This is a genomic window from Pseudomonas sp. B19(2017) (genome assembly GCF_002113165.1).
Taxonomy (GTDB): Bacteria; Pseudomonadota; Gammaproteobacteria; order Pseudomonadales; family Pseudomonadaceae; genus Aquipseudomonas.
Genome location: NZ_NEJR01000027.1, coordinates 22039 through 41157 on the forward strand (window position 1 = coordinate 22039; position 19119 = coordinate 41157).

The 19119-nt window shown below is 61.9% G+C and carries 17 protein-coding genes; 3 read left to right on the forward strand and 14 right to left on the reverse strand.

All coding sequences use genetic code 11. The features are described from left to right. Positions 1-123: 123 nt before the first annotated feature. The 4 genes from CAF70_RS24790 to CAF70_RS24805 form a co-directional block, all read right to left on the reverse strand. On the reverse strand, positions 124-1530 hold the full coding sequence (locus CAF70_RS24790) for a pitrilysin family protein (protein ID WP_085627254.1): 1407 nt from the start codon (positions 1528-1530) through the stop codon (positions 124-126). A gap of 31 nt (positions 1531-1561) precedes the next feature. Further along, positions 1562-3220, reverse strand: coding sequence for a Na/Pi cotransporter family protein (locus CAF70_RS24795; RefSeq protein WP_085627267.1), 1659 nt, complete (start codon positions 3218-3220; stop codon positions 1562-1564). A gap of 196 nt (positions 3221-3416) precedes the next feature. Continuing rightward, on the reverse strand, positions 3417-4187 hold the full coding sequence (locus tag CAF70_RS24800) for a TerC family protein (protein ID WP_085627255.1): 771 nt from the start codon (positions 4185-4187) through the stop codon (positions 3417-3419). Positions 4188-4258: 71 nt separating this feature from the next. After that, complete coding sequence (locus tag CAF70_RS24805) at positions 4259-5566, reverse strand: CitMHS family transporter (protein ID WP_085627256.1); 1308 nt, start codon at positions 5564-5566, stop codon at positions 4259-4261. Between the two features lie 267 nt (positions 5567-5833). Here CAF70_RS24805 and CAF70_RS24810 point away from each other — a divergent pair, with 267 nt between their 5' ends. Further along, entirely contained in the window at positions 5834-6235 is a 402-nt protein-coding gene (locus tag CAF70_RS24810; protein WP_085627257.1) for a GFA family protein, read from the forward strand. A 124-nt stretch (positions 6236-6359) separates the two neighbouring features. Here CAF70_RS24810 and CAF70_RS24815 read toward each other — a convergent pair whose 3' ends face one another. From CAF70_RS24815 to CAF70_RS24860, 10 genes are all read right to left on the reverse strand, one after another. Then, a complete protein-coding gene (locus CAF70_RS24815) occupies positions 6360-8315 on the reverse strand; it encodes a DUF4105 domain-containing protein (protein WP_085627258.1) in 1956 nt (651 codons plus the stop codon). After that, a complete protein-coding gene (locus CAF70_RS24820) occupies positions 8312-8632 on the reverse strand; it encodes a DUF2388 domain-containing protein (protein WP_003256970.1) in 321 nt (106 codons plus the stop codon). The genes CAF70_RS24815 and CAF70_RS24820 overlap by 4 nt, the downstream gene beginning before the upstream one ends. 35 nt (positions 8633-8667) lie before the next feature. After that, positions 8668-8961 carry a DUF2388 domain-containing protein gene (locus CAF70_RS24825; protein WP_085627259.1) on the reverse strand — a complete coding sequence of 98 codons (294 nt, stop codon included), beginning with the start codon at positions 8959-8961 and terminating at the stop codon, positions 8668-8670. Positions 8962-9049: 88 nt separating this feature from the next. After that, the gene (locus tag CAF70_RS24830; RefSeq protein WP_085627260.1) at positions 9050-9367 is read right to left on the reverse strand and encodes a DUF2388 domain-containing protein; all 318 of its coding nucleotides are present in this window, start codon (positions 9365-9367) and stop codon (positions 9050-9052) included. Between the two features lie 306 nt (positions 9368-9673). Then, complete coding sequence (locus tag CAF70_RS24835) at positions 9674-9889, reverse strand: DUF1127 domain-containing protein (RefSeq protein ID WP_085627261.1); 216 nt, start codon at positions 9887-9889, stop codon at positions 9674-9676. A 435-nt stretch (positions 9890-10324) separates the two neighbouring features. Further along, complete coding sequence (locus CAF70_RS24840; protein WP_085627262.1) at positions 10325-11818, reverse strand: acetyl-CoA hydrolase/transferase family protein; 1494 nt, start codon at positions 11816-11818, stop codon at positions 10325-10327. A gap of 186 nt (positions 11819-12004) precedes the next feature. Then, entirely contained in the window at positions 12005-13441 is a 1437-nt protein-coding gene (locus CAF70_RS24845) for an NAD(P)(+) transhydrogenase (Re/Si-specific) subunit beta (RefSeq protein WP_085627263.1), read from the reverse strand. 2 nt (positions 13442-13443) lie between these two features. Then, positions 13444-13758 carry an NAD(P) transhydrogenase subunit alpha gene (locus CAF70_RS24850; RefSeq protein ID WP_003256966.1) on the reverse strand — a complete coding sequence of 105 codons (315 nt, stop codon included), beginning with the start codon at positions 13756-13758 and terminating at the stop codon, positions 13444-13446. 11 nt (positions 13759-13769) lie between these two features. Continuing rightward, positions 13770-14891 (reverse strand): Re/Si-specific NAD(P)(+) transhydrogenase subunit alpha, encoded by a 1122-nt coding sequence (locus CAF70_RS24855; RefSeq protein WP_085627264.1) that lies wholly within the window; start codon positions 14889-14891, stop codon positions 13770-13772. A 436-nt stretch (positions 14892-15327) separates the two neighbouring features. Further along, a complete protein-coding gene (locus CAF70_RS24860; RefSeq protein WP_085627265.1) occupies positions 15328-16227 on the reverse strand; it encodes a LysR family transcriptional regulator in 900 nt (299 codons plus the stop codon). A gap of 161 nt (positions 16228-16388) precedes the next feature. Here CAF70_RS24860 and CAF70_RS24865 point away from each other — a divergent pair, with 161 nt between their 5' ends. Both CAF70_RS24865 and CAF70_RS24870 read left to right on the forward strand, forming a co-directional pair. After that, positions 16389-17570, forward strand: coding sequence for an acyl-CoA dehydrogenase (locus CAF70_RS24865; protein ID WP_016712875.1), 1182 nt, complete (start codon positions 16389-16391; stop codon positions 17568-17570). 14 nt (positions 17571-17584) lie between these two features. Further along, entirely contained in the window at positions 17585-18805 is a 1221-nt protein-coding gene (locus tag CAF70_RS24870) for a CaiB/BaiF CoA-transferase family protein (protein WP_085627266.1), read from the forward strand. The last annotated feature ends 314 nt before the right edge of the window (positions 18806-19119 follow it).

Here is a 19119-nt window from a genome sequence, read left to right on the forward strand (position 1 = left end):
TGGGTGGCTGTGCCGGCCTCTTCGCGGGCATGCCCGCTCCCACAGGGTTAAGCGATAACGCGGTCCTTGTGGGAGCGGGCGTGCCCGCGAAGGGGCCGGTACTGGCAAAAGGATACCGTCGTTTCACTGCTCGCGTGTAGCACCACTCGGTTTTTCCGGACCATGCCGGCGCCAGCGCAGCAGCGCCGCTGCCAGGATCAGCCCCAGCAGCAAGGCAACCAGCCCGTAGAGTTCATCATAGCCAAGCAATGGCTTCTCGATACGTACATAGCCCTGTTCCTTGAGCAGCTCCTTCAGCGCTTCGTTGGCCTGCGCCAGGCTGACCTGGCGCAGCTTGCGCACCGGGTTGACGAAGCGCCCGTCGCTATAGTCGTTCAACGCGCCCCAGTAATAGTCGGCCAAGGCGCTGTTGCCCTGGGTGCTCCAGCTTTCCTTGGCGACGCTGGCGTACTTGATGCGCTCGAACGTGTCCGGGTCGAGGCCTTCCTTGCGCAGGTGGTCGAACAACTTCTGCATTACCTCGACCGCCTGGTCGATGCCCTCGCGCTCCAGGTCGGCGTTGAGGCTGAGCAGGCCGGTGTCGCCAAAGCTCTCGCGTTTTGCCGAGGGGCCGTAGGACAGTCCGTTGCGCAGGCGCAACTGGTCGTACAGCGCCCAGTCCAGATAGTGCGACAGCAGGTCGAGGGTGGCCTGGTGATCGTTGTCCAGCACCGGTTCGACGAACAACCAGTGCAGCTTGACGCTATCACCCAGCCAGCCGCGGGTCAGGTTGCGGCGCTGCTCCGCATGCTGACCGATGCTTTCCAGAGTCCGGCGTTCCTCCGGCTCGGTGGCGGGCAGTTCGCCAAAGGTGCGCTCCAGGTAGGCCGGCAGCAGGCGGTCGAGTCCGCCGACCACGATCAGGGTCATGTTGTTGGCCGCGTACCAGCGGTCGCGCAAGGTATTCACCTGCTCCAGGGTCATGTCGTCGAGGTTGGAGCGTTCCGGGCACTTCAGGCCCAGCTCGGTGGCCAGTTGGTCACTGGCGGGGTGGCCAATGTCCTGACGGTCGAGCCAGCGCTGCAGGTGGCCGTAGTGGCCACCATCCTCGCGCTCGATGATGCGCTTGGCGGTGGCCAAGGTCTGGGCATCGATACGGGTGTCACGAATCACCGCCAGCAGCAGGTCGAGGACCTTGCGCTGGTTGCGCGCCGGGGCTTCGATGACGAAGGTGGTGTCGGCGCTGCTGGTGTAGGCGTTCCATTCACCGCCCAGCGATTGCAGGCGCTCTTCCAGGCCGCCCTCGCCGGTTGCGTCGATGCCGCTGAACAGCAGGTGTTCGAGCAGGTGCGGCAGCTCTTTCTGCTCGCAATTGAAGTCATCCAGGCCGACGCCGACCACCAGGCGAATCGCCACATGGTCCCGTTCATAGCCGTTTTTCAGGATGACCTGCAGGCCATTGGGCAACAGGTAACCTTCAACCCGCGAGCGGTCGAGGGCGAATGAGGGCAGGCTGCAGATCAGCAGGCAAACGAACATCAGGCAACGCATGGGCGAGCGTGGGTCCTCAGGTAGGCGAAAATCACGGCAGACGGGCTTCGTCCGGCACGCTGTCGAGCATCAGCCCGCCCGTGTCCGAGCCGCCTAGTACCACATAGGCACTGCTACAGAACAAAGAGTTCAACCGTTTCATGTCGGCGATCAGCTCCAAGTGTAGCGAACTGGTCTCGATACTTTGCACTACCTTGCGCTGCAGGCGGCTGACATGGGCATGGGCAAGGCGCCGCTCCTGGGCGCGAAAACGGCGTTTTTCCCGCAGTAGCAGGCGGGCACTTTCCGGGTCGGCACTGAGGAACACCGACAAGCCCAGGCGCAGGTTGGCCAGTAGCTGTTCCTGCAAGCCGGTCAGCTCTTCCAGGCCCACCTGGGAAAACTCCCGGCGCTGGCTGGTTTTCTGCTGCTGGACCTTGCGCAGCATGCGCTCGATCAGGTCGCAGGCCAGCTTGAGGTTGATCGCCAGTTCGATGATTTCTGCCCAGCGGCGGTTGTCCTGTTCGCTGAGGTCTTCACGCGACATCTGCGCCAGGTACAGCTTGATCGCGCTATACAAGGCTTCGGCGTCTTCGCCCAAGGCGCGGACTTGCTGCGGCAAGGCGGCCTGGGTACCGCGCAGGGCACCGAGCATGGCTTCGAGCAGGCTGTCGACGATATCGCCCAGGCGCAGGGTTTCGCGGGAGGCATTGGCCAAGGCCAGGCTTGGGGTTTCCAGCGCCGAAGTGTCGAGATGGCGAGGGCGGATCTGGCCGTTGCCGTTTTCCCGTTCGGGTAGCAGGGAGTTGCACAGCCGGCCCATGGGTTTGACCGTGGGCAGCATGATCAGACAACGCAGCGTGTTGTAGAGCAGGTGGAAGCCGATGACCAGTTCCTGTGCACTGAAGCTCAGTGAGTCCATCCAGCCCACCAGCGGGTGCAGCACGGGGATGATCAGCAGAAGGCCGATCAGCTTGTACAACAGACTGCCCAGTGCCACTCGACGTCCGGCGGCGTTTTGCATGCTGGTGCTGATGAAGGCCAACAGCCCGCTGCCGATGTTGGCGCCGACCACCAGGCCGATAGCCACCGGCAGGCTGATCACTTCGGCACCGGCCAGCGTCGCGGTGAGCAGGACGGCGGCCAGGCTTGAATAGGAAATCATGGCGAACAGTGCGCCAACCAGGGCGTCGAGCAGGATGTCGCCGGTCAGCGAGGCGAACAGCACTTTTACGCCTTGGGCGTGGGTAATCGGTGTAGCTGCCTGCACGATCAGCTCCAATGCCAGGATGATCAGGCCAAGCCCGATGCCCACTCTGCCCAGCTGGCCGGCCCGCGTCTGCTTGCGTGAGAGGAAAAAGATCACACCGAGGAAGATCAGCAGCGGCGACAGCCAGGACAGGTCCAGGGTCAGTACCCGCGCCATCAGCGCGGTACCTACGTCGGCACCTAGCATGATCGCCAGGGCCGGGGTCATGGCCATCAGGCCCTGGCCGACGAACGAGGTGACCAGCATGGCGGTGGCGTTGCTGCTTTGCACCATGGCCGTGACCAGAATGCCGGCGACGAACGCCAGCGGGCGTTTGCTCATGTTCTGGCTGATGATGCGCCGCAGGCTCGAGCCGAATACCCGGAGGATGCCGGTACGCACGATGTGGGTGCCCCAGACCAGAAGCGTAACGGCCGAGAGCAGGTTGAGCAGGGTCAGCATGGCGACGGCCCCCTGTTGCATTGGCCTGGAGGGCCAAGAGACGAAGCGTGAGCCTTTGAAGAGTTTTCTTTGCTCACTCAAAGCTTTAGTTGTTTTGCGCAGCTGTCGCCAGCTTCGCATGGCTGTCATTTGTTTGAAATACTGCAGAAATGAAAAAGGGCCCCGAAGGGCCCTTTGTGTCCTGCACTTCCTGATCTTATTGACCCGGAATGTCCTTGCGCAGTTTCACTGGCTCATGCTCTTTGCCGTTCTTGCGGGCCAAGGCAGTGCGCATGCGGATGTTGATGGCTTCCACCGCCAGCGAGAACGCCATGGCGAAGTAGACGTAGCCCTTCGGCACATGCACGTCGAACGCCTCGGCGATCAGCACGGTACCGACCACGATCAGGAACGACAATGCGAGCATCTTCAGCGACGGGTGCTTGTCGATGAAGTCGCTGATGGTGCCGGCGCACAGCATCATCACCAGCACGGCGACAATGATCGCGGCGATCATCACCGGCACGTGGGACACCATGCCCACCGCAGTGATCACCGAGTCCAGCGAGAACACGATGTCGATGATGGCAATCTGGATGATGGTATAGAAGAACTTGCCACCCGCGCCTTTCGGCTCTTCCGCGTTCTCGTCCTCGCCTTCCAGGCCGTGGTAGATCTCTTGCGAGCTCTTCCACAGCAGGAACAGGCCACCAAAGAACAGGATCAGGTCACGCCCGGAGATGCCTTGGCCCAGAACCACGAACAGGTCGGCGGTAAGGCGCATGACCCAGGTAATCGACAGCAGCAGCATGATACGGGTGACCATGGCCAGCGCCAGGCCAAAGATCCGGGTGCGTGGCTGCATGTGCTTGGGCATGCGGCTGACCAGAATCGAGATCATGATGATGTTGTCGATACCGAGGACGATCTCAAGCGCGGTAAGGGTAAAAAAGGCAACCCAGATTTCCGGGCTGGTCAGCCATTCCATGTGTTTTCCTTCGAACGGTAAAGGCGACGCGCCCGGATCAGGGCGCGTCGCGTTAGGGAACTACGCGTTTATTAAAGACTACTGAACAGCGGGAAAATGCCCATCAGCAGCGCGGCGAGCATTATGCACAGGCACACCAGCACTGCCCACTTCAAGGTGAAGCGCTGATGATCGCCGAACTCGATGCCGGCCAGGGCCACCAGTAGGTAGGTGGAAGGTACCAAGGGGCTGAGCAGGTGTACCGGCTGCCCGACGATCGACGCGCGGGCCATTTCCACCGGGGTGATGCCGTAGTGGCTGGCGGCTTCGGCCAGCACCGGCAGCACGCCGTAGTAGAACGCGTCGTTGGACATGAAGAAGGTGAACGGCATGCTCACGATTGCGGTGATCACCGCCAGGTATGGGCCCAGCGCCTCGGGAATGACCGCCAGCAGGCTTTTGGACATGGCGTCGACCATCCCGGTGCCCGACAGGATGCCGGTGAAGATGCCAGCGGCGAAGATCAGCCCGGTGACCGCCAGCACGCTACCGGCGTGGGCGGCGATGCGGTCCTTCTGCTGCTGCAGGCACGGGTAGTTGACGATCATGGCGATACTGAAGGCGATCATGAACAGCACCGGCAGCGGCAGCACGCCGGCGATCAGAGCTACCATCAGGGCCGCTGTCAGTGCGCCGTTGAAGTACAACAGTTTTGGCCGGCGTGCGTCCGGGTACTGCGAAACAGTGATTTCGCTGTGGTCGATGTCATCGGTAGGCAGGTGCAACTCGCCCAGGCGGGCACGTTCGCGCTTGCCGTACAGGTAGGCGATGGCCAGGATCGCCAGCACGCCGAACAGCATGGCCGGGATCATCGGTACGAAGATGTCCGACGGGTCCACGTGCAAGGCGCTGGCGGCGCGCGCGGTCGGGCCACCCCAGGGGGTCATGTTCATCACCCCGCCGGCGAGAATGATCAGGCCGGCCATGATTCGCGGGCTCATGCCCAGGCGGCTGTACATCGGCAGCATGGCGGCACAGCAGATCATGTAGGTGGTGGCGCCGTCACCGTCGAGCGAGACCACCAGGGCCAGTACTGCGGTGCCGACGGAGACTTTCAGCGGGTCACCCTTGACCAGCTTGAGGATCTTGCGCACGGCCGGGTCGAACAGGCCGGAGTCGATCATCAGGGCGAAGTAGAGGATGGCGAACATCAGCATCACACCGGTAGGTGCGAGCTTGCTGATGCCCTCGAGCATCATCGGGCCGATCTTGGCGGAAAAGCCGCCGAACAGGGCGAACAGGATCGGTATCAGGATCAGCGCGATCAAGGCCGACAGGCGCTTGGTCATGATCAGGTACATGAAGGTGATGACCATGGCAAAGCCGAGGAAGGTCAGCATGGCAATACTCCAGGCGTGGCGCGGCGAAAGGAACGTCGATTCGGGCGGATCAGCGCGTTTGGCGCTGCGCGGGGAGCATGCGGAGGGGGGCTACGGAAAGTGGGGCACAGAAATACATCAGAATCACCATTGTTGTTGTTGATTGGGCCGGGCGCGGTGGTTACAGGGTGCGCTGGCTGACCGGTCTTGTGCCGGTAGTGGGGGCTATCCTATGAGGGCAAGCTTTCAGCCAGCTTTCGCCGAAGCAAAGGCGACGAGAGGTAGGTGATGCAGGATGTGACCGAGGGCGGCTGCCATTGTGGCGCCTTGCGTTATCGGCTGGAGGGCGACCTGACGGATATTGCCCATTGCCATTGTTCGATCTGCCGGCGGGTCAGCGGAGGGCTGGTGGTGACCTGGCTCACCCTGCCCCGTTCGGGGTTTAGCTGGTTGGCGGGCGAGCCGAACTGCTACGTGGCGCCGGCCAGTTGCAGCCGGTACTTCTGTGGGCATTGCGGGGCGCATGTGGCGTTGGTGACTACACATAGCCCGGAGACGGTGGATGTGACGGTAGCGACCCTGGACCACCCGGAGCGGGTCAGGGCCAACCGGCATATCTGGGTGGGTAGCCGGTTGCCTTGGTTGCATCTGGATGAGGATCTGCCTTCGGAGGCGGAAGAGAACCTGTAGGCCTTGTGCTGTCTGTGCCGGCCCCTTCGCGGGTAAACCCGCACACAGGGACGGCGCAGATCTCAGGTGTTGTACAAATCCTGTGGGAGCGGGCATGCCCGCGAAGAGGCCGGCACAGTGGGCGTTACAATTGCAGGCCACCGGCGGCCTTGTGCAGTGCCCGCAGATGCTCGCCCACCTGCTTCACATTGGCCTCCACCGCCGCGATTTCCCTGGCCCGCGACGGCTCCAGCAGCGCCCTCACCTCCTTGTCCAGGCTCGTGCTCAAGCGCAGCAACTGCGCCTGCCGCTCGCTGCTGACCTGTTCCAGGTGCTTGCGCTCCTGCGGCTGCGGCAGGCCGTAGCCCTTGCTATCGAGCAACTCTGCCGGGCGGCTGAGGAAGCCACTGTTGGCAAGCATCTGCCTGAGGGTCGCATCAGCCTTGCTGACGCTGCCATCGTTCAGCGCGGCGGCATTCAGGTAACGCTGCTTGACCTCGTCCTGGGCCAGCAGCAGTTGCCGGCGCAGGCTGGCCTGTTCAAGCAGCAGCAAGGCGGCGCTGGTGCGCAGGTCGGCCTGGGCGAACCAGCCCCGTCGTTGCTCGGCGTCCAGGGCCAGCCAGTCCTCGACCTTGCTCTGCCTGATGGGCAGCTGCTTCTTCAACACCTCGAACATGGCTTGATAACGGTCGCGGTAGGAGTCGAAGCGATAACCCAGGCGCAGCGCCTCGCGGGGGTCATCGAGCACGCTGGTGTCGGCCAGCCCCCTGCCCTTGAGCACGGCCAGCAAGCCATTGGGCATGATGCTGTCGAGGTCGTTCAGGCGTGGGTTGGCGGTGCCGCTGCGCAGCAGCTTCAACGACTCCACCGCGCAGTTGTTGGACAGGAACCAGTAGTTGCCGTCGTAGCTCCAGTGCATTTCGGCGGCCTGGCGCACCAGGTTTTCGATTTCGTCGCGGCTGAGCCGCAAGGGCACCGAGGCCAGGCTACGCAGTTCGGTCTTGGTGTATTCGTCGATCACCTGGCCCAGTGGCAGCACGAACAGGCGCGAGGGGTAGGCACCGACCAGCCCGTCCCAGCTGGAAAGCTGCACGTCGTTGACAAAGGCCCGGTACGACAGCACCAGGCTCTGGTCCAGGTCCAGACGGCAGTCCGGCCCGCGTGGGCGGCCCGGCTTGCAGATCACCAGGCGCAGCATGCTGTGGCCCCAGCGACTGACCAGGTTCTGGTTGGCTTCGGCGAGCAGATAGTCCACTTCATAGACCCGCTCGGGGTCGATTTCGCCCAGTGGCTGGCGGGCGAAGTCGCTGCCGGCATTGATGAACGGCAGGCCCTTGGCGCAAGTGTCCTGTTGCGGTGCCCAGCCGAAGTGTTCGCGCAGGTATTGGTTCAGCGCCGGACGGCGGCAGCCGTAGCTCGGGTCTAGGAGGAAATACTCCATGTTGACCGCGATGTACTCCTTGGGGCTGTCCAGTTCATAGCTGTCGGGGCTGCGCACGAACTGGCCGTTGTGCTGCTCGCGCTCGCCGCGTCGGCCTACATACTGTTGCCAGCCGGCCAGGTCGAGCAGGCGCGGGTCGTCGCTGAGGGTGAAGCGGCGTTCGGCCTGGCCACGGCAGGCCTCGGGCAGGCCGACCTTGCCCAACGTACCTTGCTGGCGCTTGCAGCGTGTGATCAGTGTGTTTTCGTTGCTGGACCACAGGCGGGCGCGGTCGTAGATATGAGTGAGCTCGTGCAGCACGGTGGCCAGCAGCTCTTCGCGCACCGTGCCATGCGGGCGGTTGGTGCGCTCGGTGGCAGCACTGCCATCGGTGAGGCCGGGCAGCAGACGGCGATTGAGTTCGAGCGTGGATACCAGCGATGCCTGGCCATAGGCGTCGGCCGGCATGTTGTCGCTCCAGCTGACCCGCACGGGGCGGTTCAGCTGTTGCTTGAAGCGAGGGGGCAGCTTGCCCATGGCTTCGTCGAGCAGAGCCTGAGTGGCTTGGGCCTGCTGCGGGTCAAGGCCGGATGCCTGCAGCTCGAGCTGCAGGTCGGCCAGGGCGGACGTGCCTAGCAACGTCAGGGCGCAGCCGAGCAGCCAGGCGCGCACGCGGTTCACAGCGCGAGGATGGCTTCAGCCAGTACCTGGTCGCTGGCATCGCGCGCTTGCGGCACGCGTTCGCGCAAGGTGTTGAAGGCAGCCTCGAGCTGGGCTCCGCGGATGTCGCCGTTGCTGGCGACAAAGCTGGCGGCGTCGTCATGGGCTTCGCGCACCACTTTGGAATCGCGGATCGAGGTGGTGGTATCAGAGGTGAAATCGATCGAACGGCCAAAGGCCCGCACGATGATATTGCTGGTGGCCACCAGGGTCTGTGCCTGGGCCAGGTCGGCCAGCAGCAACATGCCGAGGGTAGCGGCAATCAGCGGTTTACGCATGGAGCATCTCCGAAAAATACAGGGAGTCAGATGAGTTATTGGACGAGAATTGCCTGCGCCAGTTCCAGGTCGCCGACGTTATGCCGTGCGCAATTGTGGCGTAATGATTCCAGCGCTGCTTCCAGGCGCGCACCGCGGATCTGGCCGTCGCTGGCGACAAAGGCAGCGGCATCGTCCTGGGCCTGGCGGACCAGTTTGCGGTCGAACGGTGCGGTGGTGACCTGGCTGGTGACATAGCCGGTGATGACCAGGCCTTGCGTGGTGGTATCCATGGCATGGGCACTGGCCATGCCAGCAACGGCGAACAGCAACGGCAACAGATAACGCATGGTTTCTACAACAGCTGGAAACGTGGGCAACCAAGATGGGTACGGCTGTGCTGGTAATGGCCAGCACAGCCGAACGGCTCAGCGCGGGTCAGAGCGCCAGGATGGCCTGGGCCAGTTGTGCGTCGCTGGCCTGCAGGGCTGGCATTTGCGAGCGGATGTGCAGCAAAGCGCTTTCCAGCTTTGCACCGCGGATGTCGCCCTGGCTGCCAACGAAGCTGGCGGCGTCGTCACGGGCAGCCTGGACGATCTTGTCGTCACGGAACGAGGATGAAATATCGGAAGTGGCATCGGTGGACGCGGCTACTGCGCCCACGACGGCGTCAGTGGTGACAACGAAGCTGGTGGCGTTTGCGGTGCCGGCCAGGCTCAGCATCAGGGCGGCGCCAATCAGGTATTTACGGGACATGATCGTGGACTCCTGGACTAGGGTCGGGTGGTTCTGCTTTATCGGACGCTCGCACAGCTCGTCGCGGTACTTTTCAACAGTGCGTTCTAACAGACTGTTACGCCAAGCGTATCACGCGCCGGTGTTTCTGGATGTTAATGAACAGCGCGCCAACAAACTGTTATGGTTAGTTTATGTATTTTTGAAACTGTACAGGTTGGCTTGGAAAAGGCTCTATCATGCCGCCTGCAAACAAAAAACCCGTCGCAGTCACCTGCGACGGGTTTCGGGAATTAGCGGTGCCGGCCGAAGCCGGCAAGCCGGAGCTTAGCGCCAGAAAGGCTTGCTCAGCTCTTCGTAACGCTGCGACTCGCTGATACCGGCGTCGGCCAGCAGACGGGCGTCCAGGCGAGCCAGTTGACGGCGGCTCGCCATGCGGCGCTGCCACAGCAGCAGGGTGGACAGGGCGCGCAGCGGCAGCGAAGCGCTGGATTGTTGGGCGTTGCTTTCGAAAACCAGACCGGAACTGAGGGTACGTTCCATGATGTTTCATCCTTCCGCTTATGGCGGGATTAGGTAGTGATTTAACTGATGCCAATGATCCTCCTCTGTCGTCCATAACAGTAGATACAGTTCAGTTGAAAGACGATGGTCCAGTTAACTGTGTAACCCTACTGTTGCACCCGAAACTGGCGCAACTGTACTGGTCCGCCCATATTTGGTGCGTTTTTAGCCAAGGGTGGGGTTTTGCCAACCGGGAAGGCGTGAAAATACCAGTACAGTAGTACAGTTCGTTCTAGTGAAGGCGGCAGAGTGCATCGAGATAAGGGTTTGACTGCTATGGCCCATTCGCGGGCTTGCCCGCTCCCACTGGTAATGGGCTGCCCTTGAGGGGTGCACATGACCTGTGGGAGCGGGCAAGCCCGCGAAGAGGCCGGAACAGCGGAAGCGGGGCCGCCGTTCCGTACCACCACTGCATCAGCTAGCCAGCATGCGCCCGGTTTCTTCCAGGTTTTCGTGCCAGCTCAGCGCTTCGCGCAGGATGTGCGGGGTATGGCCGCCTCGCTGGCAAGCACGATCGAAGTAGTCGTTCAGTGCCGCGCGGTAGTCCGGGTGCACACAGTTGTCGATGATCGCCCGGGCGCGCTCGCGTGGCGCCAGGCCACGCAGGTCGGCCAGGCCTTGCTCGGTGACGAGGATGTCCACATCGTGCTCGGTGTGGTCGACATGGCTGACCATCGGCACCACGCTGGAAATCGCGCCACCCTTGGCAATCGACTTGGTGACGAACACGGCCAGGTGGGCGTTACGGGCGAAGTCACCCGAGCCGCCGATGCCGTTCATCATCCTGGTGCCGCAGACATGGGTGGAATTGACGTTGCCGTAGATATCGAATTCCAGCGCGGTGTTGATACCGATGATGCCCAGGCGACGGACCACTTCCGGGTGGTTGGAAATTTCTTGCGGGCGCAGTACCAGCTTGTCCTTGTAACGCTCCAGGTTGCCGAACACATCGGCGTTGCGGCGGGTCGACAAGGTGATCGAGCTGCCCGAGGCGAAACTCAGTTTGCCGGCATCGATCAGGTCGAAGGTGGAGTCCTGCAGTACTTCGGAGTACATGGTCAGGTCTTCGAACGGCGACTCGATCAGGCCGCACATCACCGCATTGGCGATGCTGCCGATACCGGCCTGCAGTGGGCCGAGCTTGTTGGTCATGCGGCCAGCTTCGACTTCTTTCTTGAAGAAGTTGATCAGGTGGTCGGCGATGCCCTGGGTTTCGTCATCCGGTGGCAGCACGGTGGACGGCGAGTCCGGCTGGTCGCTGATGACGATGCCGACGATTTTGGCCGGGTCGATCGGGATGGCGGTGCTGCCGATACGGTCGTCGACCTTGACCAGCGGGATTGGCGTGCGGGTCGGGCGGTAGGTCGGGATATAGATGTCGTGCAGGCCTTCGAGGTTGGTATTGTGCGAGAGGTTGATCTCGACAATTACCTGCTTGGCGAAGATCGCGAAGCTGGCCGAGTTGCCCACCGAGGTGGTTGGTACGATGTGGCCTTGCTCGGTGATGGCCACGGCTTCGATGACCGCGATGTCCGGCAGCTTCAGCTGCTGGTTGCGCAGTTGCTCGACGGTTTCCGACAGGTGCTGGTCGATGAACATCACCTGGCCGTCGTTGATGGCCTTGCGCAGGGTGCTGTCGACCTGGAACGGCATGCGGCGAGCCAGCACGCCGGCCTCGGTCAGTTGCTTGTCCAGGTCGTTGCCCAGGCTGGCGCCGGTCATCAGGCTGATTTTCAGTGGCGATTGCTTGGCACGTTCGGCCAGTGCATGCGGTACGGCCTTGGCTTCGCCGGCGCGGGTGAAACCGCTCATGCCGACGGTCATGCCGTCCTCGATCAGACCAGCGGCATCAGCCGCACTCATTACCTTGCTGTGCAGGGAGGACAAGCGGATACGATCACGGTACATGGATTGTTATCTCGGGCTACTGAAACTACTGCAGCGCAGTCTAGAGACTTCGCCCCCTGCCGTCCCACGACCATGGTCGTATGAGAAGCCCGGGAATAGAGCCGTTGATCCGGATCAATAAAAGAAAAGCCCCGGCAGATTCTGACCGGGGCTTCCTTTATATCAGCTGGTTTGCAGCGGCCGCTGTCACTCTACCGCTTTCACCATGTCTTCGATGACCTTCTTGGCGTCGCCGAACACCATCATGGTCTTGTCGAGATAGAACAGTTCGTTGTCCAGGCCGGCATAACCGCTGGCCATCGAGCGCTTGTTGACGATGATGGTCTTGGCCTTGAACGCTTCGAGGATCGGCATGCCGGCAATCGGCGACTTGGGATCGTTCTTCGCCGCCGGGTTGACCACGTCGTTGGCGCCCAGCACCAGCACCACATCGGCCTGGCCGAACTCGGCGTTGATGTCTTCCATTTCGAACACCTGGTCGTACGGCACTTCGGCCTCGGCCAGCAGCACGTTCATGTGCCCGGGCATACGGCCCGCCACCGGGTGGATCGCGTACTTCACGGTCACACCATTGTGGCTCAGCTTCTCGGTCAGTTCCTTCAGCGCGTGCTGGGCGCGGGCTACCGCCAGGCCGTAGCCCGGGACGATGATCACGCTGTCGGCGTTGCTGAGCAGGAAGGTGGCATCGTCGGCCGAACCAGACTTCACCGGGCGCTGCTCTTTCGAGCCTTGCGCCGCGCCGGCATCGGTATCGCCACCGAAGCCACCGAGGATGACGTTGAAGAACGAACGGTTCATCGCCTTGCACATGATGTACGAGAGGATGGCACCGGACGAGCCAACCAGGGAGCCTGCGATGATCAGCATCGAGTTGTTCAGTGAGAAGCCGATACCGGCAGCGGCCCAGCCCGAATAGCTGTTGAGCATCGACACCACCACCGGCATGTCGGCGCCGCCGATCGGAATAATGATCAGCACACCCATGATGAAGGCCAAAACCAGCATCAGGGTGAAGGCACTGTAATGGCCAGTAAAGGTAAACAGCAGGCCCAGGGCGATAGTGGTAAGGCCGAGGATCAGGTTCAGCTTGTGCTGGCCGGCGAACTGTACCGGTGCGCCCTGGAACAGGCGGAACTTGTACTTGCCCGACAGCTTGCCAAAGGCGATCACCGAGCCGGAGAAGGTAATGGCACCGATGGCTGCGCCGAGGAACAGCTCCAGGCGGTTGCCGGTGGGGATCGGGTCGCTGATGGCGGCAACGATGCCCATCGATTGCGGTTCCAGCACCGCGGCGATGGCGATGAACACCGCAGCCAGGCCGATCATGCTGTGCATGAAGGCGACCAGTTCCGGCATCTTGGTCATCTCGACGCGCTTGGCCATGATCGAGCCGGCGGTGCCGCCGACCAGCAGGCCGACGAGCACGTAGCCGATACCGGCGGTAGCAAGCTCGGCCCCGAGCTTATAAATGAGGCCGACCGTGGTGACGATGGCGATGCCCATGCCGATCATGCCGAACAGGTTGCCGCGCCGCGAGGTGGTCGGGTGCGACAGGCCCTTGAGCGCCTGGATGAAGCACACCGAGGCGACGAGGTAGAGGAGCGTTACCAGATTCATGCTCATGCTTACTTCTGCGCCTCGTTCTTGGTTTTCTTCTTGAACATCTCCAGCATGCGACGGGTGACCAGGAAGCCACCGAACACGTTGACCGCGGCCAAGGCCACTGCAAGGGTGCCCATCAGCTTGCCGGCCGGGGTTACCGTCAGGGCAGCGGCCAGCATGGCACCGACGATGACGATCGCGGAGATAGCGTTGGTCACGGCCATCAGCGGCGTGTGCAGCGCCGGCGTGACGTTCCACACCACGTGGTAGCCCACATAAATGGCCAGCACGAAGATGATCAGGTTGTAGATGCCATGGGAAATCAGCATGTCTTCCATTGTCGTGCTCCTTAGCCGTTCTTGCGGACGACCTGGCCATCACGGCACATCAGGCAGGCCGCGACGATGTCGTCTTCGAGGTTGATGACCAGCGCGCCGTCCTTGTCGAACAGCAGCTTCATGAAGTCCAGCAGGTTGCGGGCATACAGTGCCGAGGCATCGGCGCCCACCTGAGCCGGCAGGTTGGTCGGTCCGACGATGATCACGCCGTTCTCCTTTACCACCTGGTCAGCGACGGTCAGCGGGCAGTTGCCACCCTGGGCCGCTGCGAGGTCAATGACCACCGAGCCGGGTTTCATCTGCGCCACGGTTTCGGCGCTGAGCAGGGTCGGCGCCTTGCGCCCCGGGATCAGCGCAGTGGTGATGACGATATCCGCCTGCCTGGCGCGTTCGTGCACGGCCTGGGCCTGGCGTTGCATCCAGCTGGCCGGCATCGGCCGGGCATAACCGCCGACACCTTCGGCGCACTCACGCTCCTCATCGGTCTCGTAGGGCACGTCGATGAACTTGGCGCCTAGCGACTCGATCTGCTCCTTCACGGCCGGGCGTACATCGGACGCCTCGATCACTGCACCCAGGCGCTTGGCCGTGGCAATGGCCTGCAGGCCGGCAACACCCGCGCCCAGGATCAGCACGCGCGCGGCCTTTACCGTACCGGCGGCGGTCATCAGCATGGGCATGAAACGTGGGTAGTGATGGGCAGCCAGCAACACCGCCTTGTAACCGGCGATGTTGGCCTGCGACGACAGCACGTCCAGGCTCTGCGCCCGTGAGGTGCGCGGCGCGGCTTCCAGGGCGAAGGCGGTAATTCCGCGTTCGGCCATCTTGCCGATCAGCTCGCTGTTGAAGGGATTGAGCATGCCCACCAGGACGCTGCCACTGTTGATCAGGGCCAGTTCCTGGTCGTTGGGGGCGACCACTTTCAGTACCAATTGAGCGCCGTAGGCATCGGCTGCGTTCCCCAGGGAAGCGCCCACGGCCTCATAGGCACTGTCCGGAATGCTGGCGTTGAGCCCTGCCCCCCGTTGGACGGTGACCTGATGGCCCTGGCCAATCAGTTTCTTGATGGTTTCCGGGGTCGCAGCGACCCTTGTCTCACCGGTCTGCGTCTCGAGAGGAACACCAATGTGCACGACTATTTCTCCTGCGGTGACCTTTTGTCTTTGTAAAAGCCAGCACACTTCGGATGGTGCGCTGGGGCGGCTGTGGAGCGCCGACCCGCCGAATCCCGGGCGGGCGAAGCATTTTGCAGACGAAGCCAGGGGCCTTCAACCGGTTCTGGAGCGAAACGAAGTCAAAACTACAAGTCACCCTGTGACCGTATGTCGCAACGGTCAGGCTGCGGCCCGTCAAACACAGGCTATTGGCAGATTAGGAGAAAAAACCAAAAAATTTCCGGTCAATTCGCTTACGGCTTTGTGAATGTCGCAAAATAGCCCGCAAAGCCGCGCTTTAAGCAGGGTTGAAGAGGATTTTTGCGCCTGCATAACAGTTTATGCAGATGCGACAAATACATATATCTGTAGGTGTTTAAAATATTTGACTACGGGGTCAGCTTGTCGCGCTTCCCTACGTCTTTGCCGTGTACGCCTGAGCCTGGCTCACCAGCCAGTCACGGAACGCGCGTAGCGAAGCCGACTCCACCTTGCGCTCCGGAATCATCAGATAGTAGGCCTTGTCACTGCTCAGGGCATGCCTGTTAGCGACCACCAGCCTACCCTCCTCCAACTCGCGCTGGATCAGGAACGGCGGAATCAGGGCGATGCCCATCTCATGCATGGCCGCCTGGGCGAGCATCGAGAATAGTTCATAGCGCGGGCCTGTCATGTCGCGCTCCACATTCATGCCGACGCTGCCGAACCACTGCCGCCAGGCATAGGGGCGCGTGCTCTGCTGCAGCAGTGGCAGTTGTGCAATGCGCTGCGCGTCAAGCGCACCCTGCCCGCCCAGCAGCGCCGGGCTGCACACCGGTACCGGGTTTTCCCCCATCAGCCGGTGCGACTGGGTGCCGGACCAGTCGGCATCGCCGAAATAGATGGCAGCATCGAAGGTGGTGTCGGCAAACAGGAAGGGCCGGGTGCGGTTGGTGAGATTGACCGTGACCTCCGGGTGGCGCTGCTGGAAGTCCTTGAGCCGCGGCAGCAGCCACTGAGTACCGAAGGTAGGCACCACGGCCAGTTCGATCACGTTGGCGCCCTGCTGGCGCATTACCGACAGCGTATCGCGCTCTACCGCGTCCAGTTGGGCTGCCACCTGGCGGCTGTAGGAAAGGCCGGCTTCGGTCAGCTTCACGCCACGACGAGAGCGGCGGAACAGTTCCACATTAAGGAAGGCTTCCAGGCCACCGATCTGCCGACAGACGGCGCCCTGGGTCAGGGCAAGTTCCTGGGCGGCCTTGGTAAAGCTCTCGTTGCGCGCCGCCGCCTCGAAGCAGACCAGGGCAGCGGTACTGGGGATCTTGCGGCGCATGTACGTCAACCTCACTCGTAAGGCTGTCAATATGGCATTTTGCCGATTTACGAAGTGATAAATTATCACTAATTGGTGCGCAATCCTCGTTTGTCCCGGCGGCCGATCAGGCCTAGGCTCAAAGGCACAAGAAACTGCCCCCTATTTCGAGGATTTCGCTCATGGCCGGTAAAGCAAGCTTCAACTGGATCGACCCGCTGCTGCTCGATCAGCAGCTCACTGAAGAAGAGCGCATGGTGCGTGACAGCGCTTATCAGTTCGCCCAGGACAAGCTGGCCCCGCGTGTGCTCGAGGCCTTCCGTCATGAGCAGACCGACCCGGCGATCTTCCGTGAAATGGGTGAGGTCGGGTTGCTGGGCGCCACCATTCCCGAGCAATACGGTGGCAGTGGCCTGAACTATGTGTGCTATGGCCTGATTGCTCGCGAGGTAGAGCGCATCGACTCGGGTTACCGTTCGATGATGAGCGTACAGTCGTCGCTGGTGATGGTGCCAATCAACGAGTTCGGTACCGAGGCGCAAAAGCAGAAGTACCTGCCCAAGCTGGCCAGCGGAGAGTGGATCGGTTGCTTTGGCCTGACCGAGCCTAACCACGGCTCCGACCCGGGCTCGATGATCACCCGTGCCCGGAAGGTCGATGGCGGCTACCGCCTGACCGGTAGCAAGATGTGGATCACCAACAGCCCGATCGCCGATGTGTTCGTGGTCTGGGCCAAGGATGATGCGGGTGATATTCGCGGCTTTGTCCTGGAAAAGGGTTGGGAAGGCCTCAGCGCCCCGGCGATCCACGGCAAGGTCGGCCTGCGCGCCTCGATCACTGGCGAAATCGTCATGGACAACGTGTTCGTGCCGGAGGAAAACATCTTCCCGGATGTGCGCGGCCTCAAAGGCCCGTTCACCTGTCTGAACTCGGCCCGCTATGGCATCTCCTGGGGTGCACTGGGTGCCGCCGAAGCTTGCTGGCACACCGCGCGTCAGTACACCCTGGACCGTCAGCAATTCGGCCGTCCGTTGGCGGCCAACCAGTTGATCCAGAAAAAGCTGGCCGACATGCAGACCGAAATCACCCTTGCGCTGCAGGGCTGCCTGCGTCTGGGGCGGATGAAGGACGAAGGTACGGCTGCAGTGGAGATTACTTCGATCATGAAGCGCAACTCCTGCGGCAAGGCGCTGGATATTGCCCGCATGGCGCGTGACATGCTGGGTGGCAACGGTATTTCTGACGAGTTTGGCGTAGCCCGTCACCTGGTCAACCTGGAGGTGGTCAACACCTATGAAGGTACCCACGATGTGCATGCACTGATCCTGGGGCGTGCGCAGACCGGCATCCAGGCCTTCTATTGATAGGGAGCCAGCCTATGGGCGCGCTATCACATCTGCGGGTGCTGGACCTTTCTCGCGTGTTGGCCGGCCCATGGTCTGGCCAGATCCTCGCTGACCTTGGCGCTGATGTGATCAAGGTCGAGCGCCCTGGCAGTGGTGACGATACCCGTTCGTGGGGGCCGCCCTTCCTCAAGGATGCCGAGGGTGAGAACACCAGTGAGGCGGCCTATTACCTGTCGGCCAACCGCAACAAGCGCTCGGTGACCATCGACTTCACTCAGGCCGAGGGGCAGCGCCTGGTGCGTGAACTGGCGGCGAAGTCCGATATCGTCATCGAAAACTTCAAAGTCGGTGGATTGGCTGCCTATGGCCTGGACTACCAGAGCCTGAAGGCGATCAACCCGCGGCTTATCTATTGTTCGATCACCGGGTTTGGCCAGACCGGGCCTTATGCCAAGCGCGCGGGATATGACTTCATGATCCAGGGGTTGGGCGGGCTGATGAGCCTGACCGGCCGCCCGGAGGGTGAAGAAGGTGCGGGGCCGGTCAAGGTCGGGGTGGCGCTGACCGACATCCTGACCGGGCTGTATTCCACGGTGGCGATCCTCGCTGCCCTCGCCCATCGGGAGCAGACCGGGGTGGGCCAGCATGTCGACATGGCATTGCTCGATGTGCAGGTGGCGTGCCTGGCGAACCAAGCCATGAATTACCTGACCACGGGCAACCCGCCTCGTCGTCTGGGTAATGCGCACCCCAATATCGTGCCTTATCAGGACTTCCCGACGGCGGATGGCGACTTCATTCTTACCGTGGGCAACGACAGCCAATTCCGGAAGTTCGCCGAGGTGGCCGGGCAGCCGCAATGGGCGGACGATCCACGTTTCGTTACCAACAAGCTGCGAGTGGCCAACCGGGCCGAGCTGATTCCATTGATTCGCCAGGCCACGGTGTTCAAGACCACGGCGCAGTGGGTGAGCCAGCTGGAGGCTGCTGGGGTGCCGTGCGGGCCTATCAACGACCTGGCGCAGATGTTCCAGGATCCGCAGGTGCTGGCGCGCGGGTTGGCGGTGAACATTCCGCATCCGTTGGCGGGAAGTGTGCCGCAGGTGGCGAGCCCGATACGGCTGTCGGAGACGCCGGTGGAGTACCGTCGGGCGCCGCCGCTGCTGGGTGAGCATACCGAGGTGGTGCTGGAGGACGTATTGGGGCTGGATGCCGATGAGGTGCAACGGCTGCGCAGTGCCGGCGTGCTTTAAGGGCGTGTGGCCTTGGTGAAAAGCGGGGAGGCCGCCAGGCCTCCCCGCTTTGCTTTTCAGCGATTTCAGGGTTTCTTGAAATTAAGGGTTGACGCGGTTTCGAATCCCCTTATAATGCGCCCCACTTCTGACGTAGTCGAAGCGCAAAACTTCTTGAAAATCAATTAGTTAAGCAATTCAGGTAGTATCAGGAGTGCTTCGGTCGAATGATCGATAGCGGTTGAGATGGTGGTTGACAGCGCTTCTAAACGCTGTATGATTCGCCTCCCGCTACGAGAGATCGCAGCGAGTCAAGTGTTTGAAGCTAAACGAGT